The organism is Planktothrix agardhii (assembly GCF_904830935.1).
Lineage (GTDB): Bacteria > Cyanobacteriota > Cyanobacteriia > Cyanobacteriales > Microcoleaceae > Planktothrix > Planktothrix agardhii.
The window spans coordinates 1,042,907-1,056,917 of the sequence record NZ_LR882952.1 but is presented as its reverse complement, the minus strand read 5'-3'; the positions used below and the strand labels follow the sequence as shown (position 1 = coordinate 1,056,917).

The following is a 14,011-nucleotide window of genomic DNA, read 5'->3' as shown; positions in this document are numbered from 1 at the left end:
AAAAAACAGGGGTTTTCAAATCAAGTCAAACTTTCATGTAAAGTAAATGAGTTATTGTTTTAATCCCAATTGTTCTAATCCACAGAATTCTGATGATGGCAAATTTTGTCAGGATTGTGGATCTAAATTGTTACTTAATTCTGTGTCTGATCAGGGTGAATCGGTTATTTATCGAGGGATAAAATTAATTGGACAGGGGGGATTTGGTCGGACATTTTTAGCGGTTGATCAGAGTCAAACCGGAACCTTCGATTGTGTAATTAAGCAATTTTTCCCCCAAAGTAGAAATACGGCAAAATCTACAGAACTATTTCAACAGGAAGCCGAACGATTACAAACCTTGGGACAGCATCCCCAAATTCCCCAGGGTTTAGGTTATTTTCAACAAGAAGGCTATCAATATTTAGTTCAAGAGTTTATAGAAGGTAAAAATTTAGCTCAGGAGTTGCAAGAAAAAGGAGCCTTTGATCAAGAACAAATTATGGTTATTTTAAAAGATTTATTGCCAGTTTTACAGTTTATTCAAGAGCATAAAGTTATTCATAGAGATATTAAACCTGAAAATATTATTCGTCGGTTTAATGGTAAAAAAACTACTGGAAATCTAGTTTTAGTCGATTTTGGGGCAGCTAAATTAGTCACCGGAGGAATGTTGCCAAAAACTGGAACTGTAATTGGCAGTGCCGCCTATACCGCCCCCGAACAATTAATGGGAAAAGCGGTTTTTGCCAGTGATTTATATAGTTTAGGAGTGACTTGTATTCATTTACTGACAGATGTTCCGCCCTTTGATTTGTTTGATAGTGCGGAAGGAAATTGGGTTTGGCGAGATTATTTGAAAACTCCGGTTAGTGATCAATTAGGTTCTATTTTAGATAAAATGTTGCACGGTGCAACCCGTCACCGTTACCATTCGGCGGCAGCAATATTACAACAAATTAATCCCAAACCAGATTATGTGCAGCCGATGCCCGGATTAACAATTAATCCTGAAATTGGGTTTAAACCTTTATTAGAACAGCCGGAATTAATTAACCCTTCTCCTGCGGTTCCTGTTGATAAAACCCCTGAAATAGCCGAAATTCCTTCAGCAAAATTTATTGATAAAATCACTCAAATTCAAGAGGCAATTAAAAAGCGTTTAGAACCCGATGGAATTGTTCAAGTACAGGTGAATAAAACCCAGATTAATCAGTTAACGATTGTTTTAAATAGAGATCAATATAAAGAGATTAATTATCAAAAATTAGTCCCTATTATTGGTTATGAATTGACTAATTTTCAACTAAATAATATTGAGAAAGTTAAACTTTTGGGACGAGTCAATAATCGTGGTATTCCTGAATGGAAATTTTGGTTAAAAGTAGACAAAAAAACTAAGTTTCAGAATAAAGTTATTAGATTTAAAAATAATATTGCACTGTTTAAATATAAATTATCCCAACTCAAATCTCCCTTATTTTGGATTGACCAAATTCAAAGGCGAGAATTTTGGATGGATACCTTAATGATGGCAATGATTGTTTTTATTTTTACCGATAAAATTATTATCTTAAAACCTATCATTTCGTTATTAATTGCGGCAGGATTTTGGTGGGTTAAATATCAGGTTAATCGTACCCATCCCCTGAATCTCAATCAACTATTTATTACGATCACTACTTTGTTTTTAGTGTTTGGTCGGTTAGACTTAAGAATTTGGGTGCACGGATCTTTTGGTATAATCTTAGCGGGCTTATTTATGTCCATGCCTATTTTCTTTTCCCGTCATTCCTCTTAACCTAAGTTTAAACAACGTGCCATCTATTTCCTCCCAACCCAGTTACGGTTTAGCTATCCATACCAGTAGTCCTGATTTGGGATTAGCCATCAGTAATTTTAAGGATGTTAAACGCTGTCAATCCTGGGGGTTAGGACGGGATTTATCTACCCAACTACACCAGTATTTGTTAGAGTTTATTCAGCCTCAAACTTGGTTAGATTTGGGATGGATTGCGGTGGCTAAAGGGCCAGGAAGTTTTACCGGAACTCGGATTGGGGTAGTTACGGCCCGCACCCTAGCCCAACAGTTGAAAATTCCAGTTTTTGCGATTTCTAGTTTAGCAGCGATCGCTCAAAAAGAACAGCTTAACTTGATACAAAATCAAGATAAACATTCAGTCATTGCCTTAGAAATGCGGGCGCAAAGAGGTCAACTTTTTGTAGCAATTTATGGTAAAAATAGAGAAAACGATTCTGGTTTAGTTCCCCTATTAACCGATCAGGTTATGTCCCCTAAACAGTGGGAACAAACCTTAGCCTCTTATGACAATTCCTATCATCGGGTGCAGATAGAATCAGGGTTAGGAGAAACTGCAATCCAATTACTAGAATTAGGGTATTTAGATTGGAAATCAGGAAAACAACCCCATTGGTCAGAAGCTCTACCCTATTACGGACAACATCCCGTAGACCTCTAAAAAAAATTCTGGAAAAATGTCATGTTGAGCATAATTGATTCCTCTGAGTATTTGACTGATTTATTCCGTAACTTAGCCATAAACAATCTCCTAATTCAAGCTCCACCCGTTCCAGAAGTAGCCACCCAAATCAATATCTTACAGGCGTTTTTTTTGGGATTAATTCAAGGATTAACGGAATTTTTACCCATTAGCAGTACCGCCCATTTAAAAGTAATTCCCGTGATCTTAGGTTGGGGAGATCCGGGTATTGAATTTACGGCGATTATTCAGTTAGGCAGTATTGCGGCGGTGGTTTGGTTTTTTTGGCAAGATTTAACTCAAGTTGTTACAGGCTCATGGCGAGCAATTCAAAAAAAAGATTATGATTCCGTAGACTTTCGTTTAGCTTTGGGCATTGGTTTGGGTACAATTCCAATTGTGTTTTTTGGACTTTTAATTAAAATCTTTATTCCCGATTATGATAACTCTCCCCTGCGGAGTATGGAAGTGATTGCTACTGCTTCTATTGTGATGGCATTTTTATTAGGATTAGCAGAAAAAATAGGCACCAGAAAGCGCAATTTTGAACATCTAACACCGCGAGATGGAATATTAATGGGATTAGCACAAACCTTAGCCTTAATTCCCGGGGTATCTCGTTCGGGTTCTACCATTACCGCCGGATTATTCTTGGGTTTGGAACGGGCAACCGCTGCCAGATTTTCGTTTTTATTAGGAATACCAGCCATTACCTTAGCCGGAATTGTAGAATTAAAAGCGGTGTTGGTTGATGGCATTGGAAATATACAAATCTTTCCTCTTTTGGTGGGTTTAATTTCCGCCACGATTTTTTCCTATCTATCAATTGCTTGGTTAATTCGGTATTTACAAAGCAAAAGCACTTGGATTTTTGTTTGGTATCGTCTCGCCTTTGGAGTTGCCATTTTAACCGCCCTTTGGGGAGGTGTATTAAACAATATTTAGAATCATCATCCCGTAGAGACGAGCCACGGCGCGTCTCTCTTGTATAGCAGTCTCCCTTAACATTTAGAACACAAACTAACAAACAATAAAATCTGTTCTTCCCTATTACCCATTACCCATTCCCTGTTCCCTGTTCCCTACTATATGATTAATCCCGCTAAAATTACCACCGTATTACCCGATTCCATCGCCGCAGAAATTGGCTTTGAAGCCGGAGATGCCATTATTTCCATCAACGGACAACAACCCCGTGATTTAATTGATTATCAATTTTTGTGTGCCGATGAATTTTTAGAATTAGAAGTATTAGATACCCAAGGAAAAACCCATAAAATCGAAATAGAAAAAGACTATGATCAGAATTTAGGATTAGAATTTCAATCCGCTTTATTTGATAGATTAATTCAATGTAATAATCGCTGTCCCTTTTGTTTTATCGATCAACAACCCCCAGGAAAACGGGAAACACTATATTTAAAAGATGACGATTATCGCCTGAGTTTTCTCTATGGTTCCTATTTAACCTTAACTAATTTATCGCCAAAAGAATGGGATAGAATTGCTCAAATGCGCCTTTCTCCCCTGTACGTTTCCGTTCATGCCACCGAACCAGAGATCAGAATTAAGTTATTAAAAAATAACCGGGCAGGACAGATTTTAGATCAACTCAAATGGTTTAAAAAAAATCGCTTACAAATTCATGCTCAAGTCGTCGTTTGCCCCGGAATGAATGATGGAAAACACCTCGAAAAAACGATTTTAGATTTAGCCCAATTTCATCGCGGAAGAATCCCCACCGTTGCCTCCGTTGCCGTGGTTCCCGTGGGGTTAACTCGCTTTCGTCCAAATCAAGATGAATTAATTCCTGTTACTCCAGAAAAAGCCCAAGAAATTATTACCCAAGTTCAGAGTTTACAACAAAAATTTCAACAGGAATTAGGGTCAACCTGTGTTTGGATTGCCGATGAACTCTTTTTAATTGCCGGGGCAGAATTACCCCCCGAATCCCATTATCAAGATTATCCTCAAATTGGTAATGGTGTGGGTTCGATTCGCAAATTTATCAAAGAATTTGAACAAACGGTAAAAGACTATCCAATTCAATCTTGTTCTACCCCCCGTCAATTTACTTGGGTGGTGGGAAATGCGGTGGAAAAAGCCTTTCAACCTCTGGTAAAATCCTTAAATGAAATTTCAGGACTAACGGTAAATTTAGTTGCCTTAGCTAGTCAATATTGGGGTCAAGAAATCACCGTAACTGGTCTATTAACCGGACAGGATTTACGACAAAAATTAACCGGAAAAATATTAGGAGATGGAATTTTATTACCCTCAGTGATGCTCAAACAGGGAGAAGCCATATTTCTCGATGATATGACCGTGGCAGAACTCGCTGAACAACTGCAAATTCCCATTTTTCCCGTCAGTAATGTTCAGGAATTGCTCTCAACGGCCATGGGGGATTAACCGATAGAAACGAAAATTAATCCGTTTGACCCTAGACCATTTTAAACAAAAAGAATTGGGTTGAAATTTTCTTCTTGTCTCCTGGTATTGCTAAACTGGGAGAAATCAATATTTTAATCGCGGAGGATTCTATTTGTGAACTGGCGAGTTCGAGCAATTCGTGGCGCAACGACGGTTTCAGAAAATTCAGTTACCGCCATTCGAGAAGCGGTCATAGAATTATTAGACGAATTGGAAACCCGCAACCAACTTGATCCTAATGAAATTATTAGTATGACGTTTTCTGTTACTAAAGATTTAGATGTAATTTTTCCCGCTGCCATTGCCAGGGAACGTCCTCTTTGGCACAATGTTCCTTTATTAGATGTTCAACAAATGCACGTCGCAGGCAGTTTAGAAAAATGTATTCGCTTCTTAGTTCATGTTAACTTATCCAGCGATAAAACCCAAGTTTATCACCCCTATTTAAGAGGTGCAGAAAACCTCCGTCCCGACTGGAATTTAAGCCCAATTCATTCTTCTTAAATAGGCTATAGGGAATAGGCAATGGGAAATGGTAAAGTGTTTTATCCCTTATTTTCTATTCCCTATCCCTTCTTAAAGCTAATATTAATAGCATGACAATGATACTGGGAAAAGAATCATCAATTTATTCTTTTTCAGTAGCTAAGGTAACTGGATCGGATTTGCGATCGCGCCACCAAGCTAACATGGTACTAGCAATAAAAATACTAGAATAAGCTCCAGCAATAAATCCCACTAATAAGGCTAAAGCAAAATATTTAAGGGTATCACCACCAAACAAGAAAATACAAGTTAAGGGCAATAGAGTGGTTAAAGTAGTATTAATAGACCGGGTTAAAGTTTGGTCTACGGCATCATCAACCACTTGATTAATATGCAGATCAGGATTTCGGGCAATCACTTCCCGAACCCGGTCATAAATCACCACCGTATCGTTAACAGAAAATCCCACAATTGTCAAGAGAGAAACCAGAAATAAGCTATCAACTTCTACCCCTAAAACTAAGCCTAAAATTGAAAAAATTCCCACGGTAATCAGAACATCATGGAATAAAGCAACAAAGGCAAAAAAGGCATAATCAAACTTAAACCGAAAGGTTAAATAAACCGTAATTCCGGCAAAAGATAGTAATAAAGCCGTTAATCCCGAGATAAAAATTTGACGACCTACCGTGGGGCCAACGGTATCAATTTGAATTCCTTTCGGGTCAAAGGCTCCGATTTTTTGACTTAAAGCCGATTGTAAATTTGTTCTTTCTTCAACATTTAAAGTTTTCGTGCGAATTGAAACAATTTGTTTATCTTTTTTACCCGAATCTTTATCTAACAGTTGAATCGAACTATTTGCTAAACCTTGACTTGCTAAAACTTCCCGAACTTGAGCAATATCAATCGGGCCGTCACAATTATTCGGAACCGAACAATCTAGTTCTAATTGTAGACGAGTTCCACCCACAAAATCCAAGGCCGGACGTAACGGAGCGCCAATATCTGGCCGACTCCAAGAAATCCCCATGGCGATAATTCCCGCTAGAATAATCGCACTGGAAATCGCCCACCATAAGTTGCGTTGTTTAATAACACTAAAAGCCATAAATCAGTTATCAGTTATCAGTTATCAGTTATCAGTTTAAGAGTAATCAGTAATCAGTTGTAGGGACGAGGTTTTCTCGCCCGTCAGAGTAATCTAATAACTGATTACTGACTACTGATTACTGATAAATTCTTTTTCAAATTTGGACAAAACAATTCGGGTTTTCTTAACTCTGGGAAATCAATAGCTATAAATAGGAAACTACGACTACAAGTAATAGCAGTAAACATACTCACCACCACCCCTAATCCCAATGTTAAAGCAAAACCTTTGACTAACCCGGTTCCGAACCAAAACAGGGCAACACAAGCAATAACTGTTGTCACGTTACCATCTAAAATACTACCAAATGCCCGATAAAAACCCGATTCCACAGAACGATATAAGGTTTTTCCCGCCCTCAATTCCTCACGGGTGCGTTCAAAGATTAAAACATTAGCATCCACCGCCATCCCAATACTTAGAATAAATCCCGCAATTCCTGGTAAGGTCAAAGTTACACCCAATAAATTAAATAGGGCTAAACTTAATAAGGCGTAAATAATTAAAGAAAAATCCGCAATTAATCCGGGTAAGCGATAATAAACAATCATGAAAATCAGGACTAGAATTAAACCCGTCACCCCAGCGTAAATACTACGTTGAATACTATCCCGTCCCAGGGTAGCCCCAACGGTGCGGTTTTCCACAATTTCCACCGGAACAGGTAAAGCTCCCCCGCGCAATTGTACGGCCAAAGAACTAGCTTCTTCGGCGCTAAATCTGCCCGTAATTACTGCCCGACCCCCGACAATTCCCGTATCCGCAAAATCCACCGGAACCGACGGAGAACTTAATAAACTATTATCCAGAAAAATCCCAATAGTTCGACCAGTTCCCGCTAAATTTTTAGTCAGTTCAGCGAACTTGTCCCCCCCTTCAGAACTAAAAACTAAACCAATATTCCAGTTCCCTCCTCCTTGTACGGGTTCAGGATAGGCGTCTTTTAAATCTTGACCCCTCAAAAGAGGACTATTATAGAGTTGAGAAATCGCATCATTACTTCTATTTAAAGATTCTATGGCAGCGGCTAAATCTTTAGAATTTCCCTGTTTTTTAGCAGCTTCAATTTGTTGTTTAATTCCCTGTTGGACTTGAAATTCCACAGCTAACTGTTGTTCAGTTCCCGATTTTTGTTCCCGGAAATCTAACTGCGCCGTTCCTCCTAAGACTCGTTCGGCTTCCCCTGGGTCATTCACCCCAGGTAACTGCACGATAATCTGATTCTCTCCCACCGTTTGTACCACAGATTCCGATACCCCCAGTTCATTCACCCGATTTTCAATCACACTTTGAACCGAGGTCAAAACCCGTTCATCAATCACAGGAACCGCTTCCGAAGGTTTTAATTGAACAGTAAGCTGGGAACCTCCCCGTAAATCTAAACCCAATCGAAAGGGAACATTAGTTAACACAATAATAGAGCCGATCACCATCACCAAAATCAGAATTAAAGCCGAACGTTGTTTTCGCATTTTTATCAATAATTAGTAATCAATCCTAGGGGCGAGGTCTCCTCGCCCGTAACAGTAATCATTGAACAGTGAACAGTTGAGTAACTCTTAACTTTTAACTCTTGCACTGATCACTGATTACTGATAACTGATAATTGATTTAACTCCCTCAACAATTTGTTCCGGTTGCACAATAGTCAGTCGTTCTAAAGCACCGTTATAAGGTGTAGGAATATCTTGAGACGCCAATCTTAATACAGGTGCATCCAATTCATCAAATAGACGATCATTAATTGAAGCCGTAATTTCCGCCCCCAGTCCCCCGGTTTTCATACATTCTTCCACGATAACTACCCGATGGGTTTTGCGAATAGATTCCCCAATCGTGTCAAAATCGAGAGGTTTAAGAGAAATTAAATCAATCACTTCTGGATCATAACCCTGTTTGACCAGAGTAGGAACCGCTTGCATGACATGATGGCGCATCCGAGAATAGGTCAGAATTGTTACATCTTTCCCCCGTCTGACTATTTCCGCCTTATCAATAGGAACAATATATTCCTCGTCGGGGATTTCTTCCTTGAGGTTGTATAACAGAACGTGCTCAAAAAATAGCACCGGGTTATCATCTCTAATCGCCGCTTTCATTAATCCCTTAGCATTATAGGGAGTCGAACAGGCGACCATTTTTAAGCCGGGAACAGACTGGAAATAGGATTCTAAGCGTTGGGAGTGTTCCGCCCCCAGTTGACGGCCCACACCTCCAGGGCCACGAATCACCAGGGGCATTTTAAAATTTCCCCCGGAAGTATAGCGCAGCATTCCGCCGTTGTTAGCAATTTGGTTGAAGGCGAGTAACAAAAATCCCATATTCATGCCTTCAATAATCGGCCGCAACCCAGTCATGGCAGCACCAACAGCCATTCCTGTAAAACTATTTTCGGCAATCGGAGTATCTAAAACCCGTAATTCCCCGTATTTTTCATAAAGATCCTTAGTAACTTTATAGGAACCGCCATATTGACCCACATCTTCCCCCAACACGAACACTCTGGGGTCACGAGCCATTTCTTCATCGGTTGCTTGTTTCAGGGCGTTAAAAAGTAGGGTTGGTGCCATTGCAATTGTTGATAAGCGAGCGTGGATCACAGATAATCTTACCAAAAGATTGAGTTCAAATCATTAAAATGACACAAAATGGTAAAAATAAGTTAAGCTAAGTAAAGATTATCAAGTTACATTGTTTGATTTATGAATAGTCTATTATCTGAACAAATTTTGCCCCTAACTATTCACGAAAAACTTCAATTAATAGAAGATATTTGGAATAGTGTTGTTATTGACGCTGATCAAATTCCTTTAACTCAATCTCATAAAAAGGAATTAGATCGGCGTTTAGCAGGTGAGCAATTAGCGTTTTTTAAATGTAGGTAAATAATAATAAAGCGATCGCACCCCAAACTCCCCAAAAAAGCGATCGCGCCTCAATTTCCCCCAAACGGTTAAGTTGAGTTGCCGCAGTCAAATGTTAGCTTTTACAGAACCTTGAACGGTCGGTTCCAAAGCAGTGTTAGACAGTGAGTATGATATCATAAGTTTCTGGCTTCACATCGGGAACTTTTGCCAAAATTGCTTCATACTTTGCCCGACTGCCTCTTTTTGCTCTTTCTTGGAGATAATTTTCTGTCATCAATGCTGAAATTTTTTCCGCGATCGCAACGGTGTCACCGTCTGAGATTTCCTGCCGAACCATGTCAGCTAATCGATCCCACTGCTCGTCAGTGGTTGATTCAAAATACTTTGTCCATCTCTGTTCGTCTTTCAGTTCAGCCATGAGACGCGATGCGATCGCATCTTGCTGGTCGGCAGGAAGTTCTTGGATTTCTGCAATGACTTGCTTGAGTAGTTCAGTCATGATTCCAGGCAATAGAGATATCACCCTATTCTATCTGATTTAGCTTCGTCAGTCTCAGAGCCTATTTTAGACCGTTTACCTACACTTTCCATCAGATAATCTCGCTTGAGGTCGGCTGCAATGATTTGTTATGCGGCTGATTGCGAGGTTTGAGTGGGGCTGAAATAATTCGTCTACCGCTATTGGATTGTTTTTTACGAATATCATTGCAAATTGCTTGCAAATCATAGTTAAAGGACTTTGCGTGTTCTTCACGTATTCTGTAAATCTCCTCGAGAACTTCATCTTTCCACATAATTAATCTCCCATTAGTTCATTAGGTGTACAAATCGTTGGCAACTCGTATCCTGCTTCCATACTTAATTGTGCGAGTTTCTTTTGTATTTGAGCGTTGGCAATATGTTTGCAGTTCCAGGTTAAAAGATAGTCAATTGCATAAAATGTTGCGACTGCAATATGAAGCGCATCATCAGAAGCTTTAGCGGGAAGATTACTTTTGGTGAGAAACTGGGCTGCCAGATTTTGAACATCTTGGTTAACTTCCAGTAATGGAAAATCACGTAAAATCTCAAGTCGCCTATTTGCCATCTCTGCATCTCCCCGCGAAACTTCGTCCAAAACCATTTGGGAGATGTAAAGGGTAAATTGCTCTCGGCGTGTGTCCCACCACTCTTGTGTAATCCCCAAGTTTGCCATGAGGATCAAGTTATTGCTGGGTCTGGCTGTTAAGTAACCAACCACGCTAGTTTCGATGTAGACAGTTTCCCTCATTTGAAATGTGTTAGTGGGATCTGTATTTTATCCCAAGCTGCCCAAAACTGTAGATTATCCACATCAGACTACTATGGCTTAATTGGTAGGGCGATACCAAAAGGCACTCAAATAATCCTGATATTGTAAAATCTCCTCCTTGTAATTTTGTAATTGAGTAGGTGAGCCATAAAGACCCCCCAATAATAATACTAACCAAAAACACCTTAATAATTATCGATCTATTCCTGTAAGACGATTTAAAAACTAAATTAATTAATTTGATCAATGATAGCAATTATTCAATCTGACAATATTCCTTGATAAGTTTGATTTCTCATAAAAAATATTTCTAATTTTCAGTGATTATTTTTTGAATCACAACTATGATCTTCAAAAAATATTGAATTAATCATAGCTGTGATTTTTATTAAATACTAACTACAACTTTGATAAGTAGCACGATTCACGAAAGATAAATCTTACTCTTGCTTAGTTGTTTTAACTTCTGTTTTACCAACCCATAATAATTAACCTCTTTGAAAAAACTTTTTCTATTCTAATCCTAAAACTATAAGCGATCTATACGAAAAAATCAGATAATGACTGGACTTTTATTACAGAAAATTTACAAAAGATCAGATAATGACGGAAAATGACGAAGATAAACTATGTTATAATTGCCCAATCTATTAGTCTAGCTGAATTATATGAATGTAACAGAAGTTCTACAATTTGCAGATCAGTTGTTTTTTGAGCAAACAGGTAAACATTTAGATGATTCCCAGGAAATAGTAATTAAGGGTGTTTGGGATGGTAAAACATACGAGGCAATAGCTGATGAATCTAATCGTAGCGAGCGTCATGTTAGAGATATAGGTTATAAATTATGGCAAATTTTATCAGAAAGATTAGGTGAAGATGTCCATAAATCTAATTTTCGTTCAACATTAGAACGAGTATATATTAAGTCTTCTCAAAACCAACATATTTGCCATGTTACTGGCACTAATCATAGTTTTAATTATAGTCCACAAATTGTATTTTCTTCAAAAGAAAATCATCAAAATAATTCAAAGATTAATCAATCTGGATCATCCTATTACGATTTAATCCTTGCTCCCACAATACTTCAGTTTTACAATAGAGAACCTGAATTAGAAAAACTCTCTAACTGGATTTTCGATCAAAATACTCGTTTAATCTCCGTTTTAGGTTTATCAGGCATAGGTAAAAGCCACTTAGTTAGAAAATTTATTGATTTAAACTCAGATCAGTTTCAAGTAATTATTTGGAGAAGTTTAAAATATTCTGAACCCTTAGAATTATTGATTGATGACATACTCAATATTCATGAAAAAGAAATTAAGACTAATACCAATCATAAACAAAAACAGTTATTTGAAATTTTCACAGAGAAACGATGCCTGATTATTCTTGATGATCTACAAAATATTTTTATGAGCGGTGCATTTGCCGGACAGTATAAACCAGAATATCAAGATTACCAAGACTTTTTTAAGAAAATCATGACAACTGAACACCACAGTCATGTTATTGTAATTAGTCAAGAAAAATGCCAAGACATGGAAAGTTTAGATGAAGAATTATATCCGATTAAGTGTTTGGATTTATCAGGATTATCTGATGTCAATATTCTCAAAAATACCGGATTAAAGGATGAGGATCGTTGGTCAAATTTAATCAATTTATATGAAGGTAATCCTTTTTATCTTAAAACCATTGCTAACTCAATTAGAAGTGTTTTTAATGGTTATGTCAGTGATTTTTTAGCGGAAAATGAATTAATTATTACTAAGGATATACAAACTAATTTACAATTATTATTTAAGGGATTATCACTCATAGAACAAAAAATTGTGATCAAATTAAGTAATTCTGAACAATTTTTATCCAGAGAAGAATTAAAAACAAGTTTAGACTTGTCTTCAACAGATTTAATTAATAGTTTAGAATCTTTACAAAATAGATATTTACTAATGAAAATTACAGAAGACAAAATTATGTTTATATTGTCTCCAGTTTTTAGGGAATATGTAAGAAATTGCTGTAAAGATTGATAGTAATTTAAGCAATAGCAAACTCAGTTAATTTACGAGTTTCAGGATCATGAAATGCTAACACAATATCCTCTTTGGGTACACCTTCGGTTAATAATTCATTAGCAATACCTTCCTCTGTCCAATCTTCCTCAATATAAATTTTATCATTTTTAATGCGAATATGAACATGAGTATTATTAATTCTTTTTTGATTAACCCAATCTACAGACATCCATAAATAATGATCATGAGTTTCATCAAAAACTAAACAAGTTTCATATTTTTTCTTAGATGAACGATTAGCAAGATAATCATGTTCTGTTAATATCTTCTTAATAGTTTGACGATAATTAGTTAATTTATCCATTGTACTATTTCCTCCTTATCCGTATTAATAACAAGTAAAGCAACTTGATTTAATTTTACCACAGCTTTAATTGATTTTCTTTGAAAAAAAGTGTCATAAATTTCATCTTTAATCGCTAAGTAAATTTCTTGGTATTCATCTTGAGCCAATTGAATTAAATCACGATACAGTATATATTGTCCTAAAGCTAATTCAAAATCTTTCATTAATGAAGAACTAATAAAACTTTTAATCTCAATAATAATTTTACGTTGTTTTTGTTCTTCTGAAATGACCTTTTCTACTGCTAAATCAGGATAAAGTTCAACATCCTCATATTCCAGAGGATAGGGATCGGCTGTAATCGTCCAACCATCCTTAATTAGAGCGTTTTTAACTGCTTCATGGTAAATATCTTTTGCTGGCATTGTCCTCCTTTGTCACTAATTCTACCATTATAAACAAAAACTATTAAACCACAGCAAACTCTGTAAATTTACGACTTTCAGGATCATGAAATGCTAACACAATATCCTCTTTTGGTACACCTTCGGTTAATAACTCATTAGCAATACCTTCCTCTGTCCAATCTTCCTCAATATAAATTTTATCATTTTTAATGCGAATATGAACCTGAATATTTCTGATTTTTTTCTTGCCTTCCCAACCCATAAACAGCCAAAAATATTGATCATGTATTTCATCAAAAACCAGACAACTCTCTTGATCTAAATTAGCTGAACCTGAAACCCATTTGTGATATTCTGTTAATACCTTTTTAATAGAATTACGGTATTTTTCTAATTGAGCCATTGTAAAATTTCCTCCTTGTAATTTTTTAATTGAGTAGGTGAGCCATAAAGATCCCCCCAATAATAATACTAACCAAAAATACCTCATAATAAGCGATCGCACCACCAACTCCCCTTAAAAC

15 protein-coding genes are annotated in these 14,011 nt (G+C 37.1%); 7 read left to right on the top strand and 8 right to left on the bottom strand.

Features of this window, described 5'->3' with window-relative positions:
• Positions 1-46 precede the first annotated feature (46 nt).
• The 5 genes from NMG88_RS04920 to aroH all read left to right on the top strand — a co-directional run bounded on the left by NMG88_RS04920 (position 47) and on the right by aroH (position 5,417).
• Positions 47-1,780 (top strand): serine/threonine-protein kinase, encoded by a 1,734-nt coding sequence (locus tag NMG88_RS04920; RefSeq protein WP_227350170.1) that lies wholly within the window; start codon positions 47-49, stop codon positions 1,778-1,780.
• Between the two features lie 16 nt (positions 1,781-1,796).
• Complete coding sequence (tsaB, locus tag NMG88_RS04915; RefSeq protein ID WP_227350169.1) at positions 1,797-2,459, top strand: tRNA (adenosine(37)-N6)-threonylcarbamoyltransferase complex dimerization subunit type 1 TsaB; 663 nt, start codon at positions 1,797-1,799, stop codon at positions 2,457-2,459.
• Positions 2,460-2,480: 21 nt separating this feature from the next.
• Positions 2,481-3,425, top strand: a complete 945-nt coding sequence (locus tag NMG88_RS04910) for an undecaprenyl-diphosphate phosphatase (RefSeq protein ID WP_227350168.1) — start codon at positions 2,481-2,483, stop codon at positions 3,423-3,425.
• Between the two features lie 144 nt (positions 3,426-3,569).
• Complete coding sequence (locus tag NMG88_RS04905) at positions 3,570-4,892, top strand: TIGR03279 family radical SAM protein (RefSeq protein ID WP_042152312.1); 1,323 nt, start codon at positions 3,570-3,572, stop codon at positions 4,890-4,892.
• A 135-nt stretch (positions 4,893-5,027) separates the two neighbouring features.
• The gene (gene aroH / locus NMG88_RS04900; RefSeq protein ID WP_026786505.1) at positions 5,028-5,417 is read left to right on the top strand and encodes a chorismate mutase; all 390 of its coding nucleotides are present in this window, start codon (positions 5,028-5,030) and stop codon (positions 5,415-5,417) included.
• Positions 5,418-5,541: 124 nt separating this feature from the next.
• On the opposite strand, the gene secF is transcribed toward aroH, so the two are convergent.
• The 3 genes from secF to NMG88_RS04885 all read right to left on the bottom strand — a co-directional run bounded on the left by secF (position 5,542) and on the right by NMG88_RS04885 (position 9,122).
• Positions 5,542-6,510: a protein translocase subunit SecF gene (gene secF / locus NMG88_RS04895; RefSeq protein ID WP_254035159.1), complete on the bottom strand. Its 969-nt coding sequence runs from the start codon at positions 6,508-6,510 to the stop codon at positions 5,542-5,544.
• A gap of 104 nt (positions 6,511-6,614) precedes the next feature.
• Entirely contained in the window at positions 6,615-8,024 is a 1,410-nt protein-coding gene (gene secD / locus NMG88_RS04890) for a protein translocase subunit SecD (protein ID WP_214561183.1), read from the bottom strand.
• A gap of 117 nt (positions 8,025-8,141) precedes the next feature.
• Positions 8,142-9,122: an alpha-ketoacid dehydrogenase subunit beta gene (locus tag NMG88_RS04885; RefSeq protein WP_042152305.1), complete on the bottom strand. Its 981-nt coding sequence runs from the start codon at positions 9,120-9,122 to the stop codon at positions 8,142-8,144.
• Positions 9,123-9,254: 132 nt separating this feature from the next.
• On the opposite strand from NMG88_RS04885, the gene NMG88_RS04880 reads away from it, so the two are divergent.
• Complete coding sequence (locus NMG88_RS04880; RefSeq protein WP_042152302.1) at positions 9,255-9,437, top strand: addiction module protein; 183 nt, start codon at positions 9,255-9,257, stop codon at positions 9,435-9,437.
• A 136-nt stretch (positions 9,438-9,573) separates the two neighbouring features.
• Here NMG88_RS04880 and NMG88_RS04875 read toward each other — a convergent pair whose 3' ends face one another.
• Positions 9,574-9,930 carry a hypothetical protein gene (locus tag NMG88_RS04875; protein ID WP_254035158.1) on the bottom strand — a complete coding sequence of 119 codons (357 nt, stop codon included), beginning with the start codon at positions 9,928-9,930 and terminating at the stop codon, positions 9,574-9,576.
• A 285-nt stretch (positions 9,931-10,215) separates the two neighbouring features.
• Positions 10,216-10,689 carry a type II toxin-antitoxin system VapC family toxin gene (locus NMG88_RS04865; protein ID WP_254035157.1) on the bottom strand — a complete coding sequence of 158 codons (474 nt, stop codon included), beginning with the start codon at positions 10,687-10,689 and terminating at the stop codon, positions 10,216-10,218.
• Positions 10,690-11,378: 689 nt separating this feature from the next.
• Here NMG88_RS04865 and NMG88_RS04860 point away from each other — a divergent pair.
• On the top strand, positions 11,379-12,749 hold the full coding sequence (locus NMG88_RS04860; RefSeq protein ID WP_254035156.1) for a helix-turn-helix domain-containing protein: 1,371 nt from the start codon (positions 11,379-11,381) through the stop codon (positions 12,747-12,749).
• 7 nt (positions 12,750-12,756) lie between these two features.
• On the opposite strand, the gene NMG88_RS04855 is transcribed toward NMG88_RS04860, so the two are convergent.
• From NMG88_RS04855 to NMG88_RS04845, 3 genes are read right to left on the bottom strand one after another with little or no spacing between them, the layout of a single operon-like run.
• Positions 12,757-13,098, bottom strand: coding sequence for a XisI protein (locus NMG88_RS04855; protein ID WP_214559397.1), 342 nt, complete (start codon positions 13,096-13,098; stop codon positions 12,757-12,759).
• Entirely contained in the window at positions 13,086-13,505 is a 420-nt protein-coding gene (locus NMG88_RS04850; protein WP_026787231.1) for a XisH family protein, read from the bottom strand. The genes NMG88_RS04855 and NMG88_RS04850 overlap by 13 nt, the downstream gene beginning before the upstream one ends.
• Positions 13,506-13,548: 43 nt before the next feature.
• Positions 13,549-13,890, bottom strand: coding sequence for a XisI protein (locus NMG88_RS04845; protein WP_026794136.1), 342 nt, complete (start codon positions 13,888-13,890; stop codon positions 13,549-13,551).
• Positions 13,891-14,011 lie beyond the last annotated feature (121 nt).

Bases quoted from the DNA above. Each gene is read 5' to 3' on its own strand.
- NMG88_RS04920 (WP_227350170.1), top strand. From the start codon at position 47: ATGAGTTATTGTTTTAATCCCAATTGTTCTAATCCACAGAATTCTGAT.
- NMG88_RS04910 (WP_227350168.1), top strand. From the start codon at position 2,481: ATGTTGAGCATAATTGATTCCTCTGAGTATTTGACTGATTTATTCCGT.
- NMG88_RS04905 (WP_042152312.1), top strand. From the start codon at position 3,570: ATGATTAATCCCGCTAAAATTACCACCGTATTACCCGATTCCATCGCC.
- secF (WP_254035159.1), bottom strand. From the start codon at position 6,510: ATGGCTTTTAGTGTTATTAAACAACGCAACTTATGGTGGGCGATTTCC.
- secD (WP_214561183.1), bottom strand. From the start codon at position 8,024: ATGCGAAAACAACGTTCGGCTTTAATTCTGATTTTGGTGATGGTGATC.
- NMG88_RS04885 (WP_042152305.1), bottom strand. From the start codon at position 9,122: ATGGCACCAACCCTACTTTTTAACGCCCTGAAACAAGCAACCGATGAA.
- NMG88_RS04880 (WP_042152302.1), top strand. From the start codon at position 9,255: ATGAATAGTCTATTATCTGAACAAATTTTGCCCCTAACTATTCACGAA.
- NMG88_RS04865 (WP_254035157.1), bottom strand. From the start codon at position 10,689: ATGAGGGAAACTGTCTACATCGAAACTAGCGTGGTTGGTTACTTAACA.
- NMG88_RS04860 (WP_254035156.1), top strand. From the start codon at position 11,379: ATGAATGTAACAGAAGTTCTACAATTTGCAGATCAGTTGTTTTTTGAG.
- NMG88_RS04855 (WP_214559397.1), bottom strand. From the start codon at position 13,098: ATGGATAAATTAACTAATTATCGTCAAACTATTAAGAAGATATTAACA.
- NMG88_RS04850 (WP_026787231.1), bottom strand. From the start codon at position 13,505: ATGCCAGCAAAAGATATTTACCATGAAGCAGTTAAAAACGCTCTAATT.
- NMG88_RS04845 (WP_026794136.1), bottom strand. From the start codon at position 13,890: ATGGCTCAATTAGAAAAATACCGTAATTCTATTAAAAAGGTATTAACA.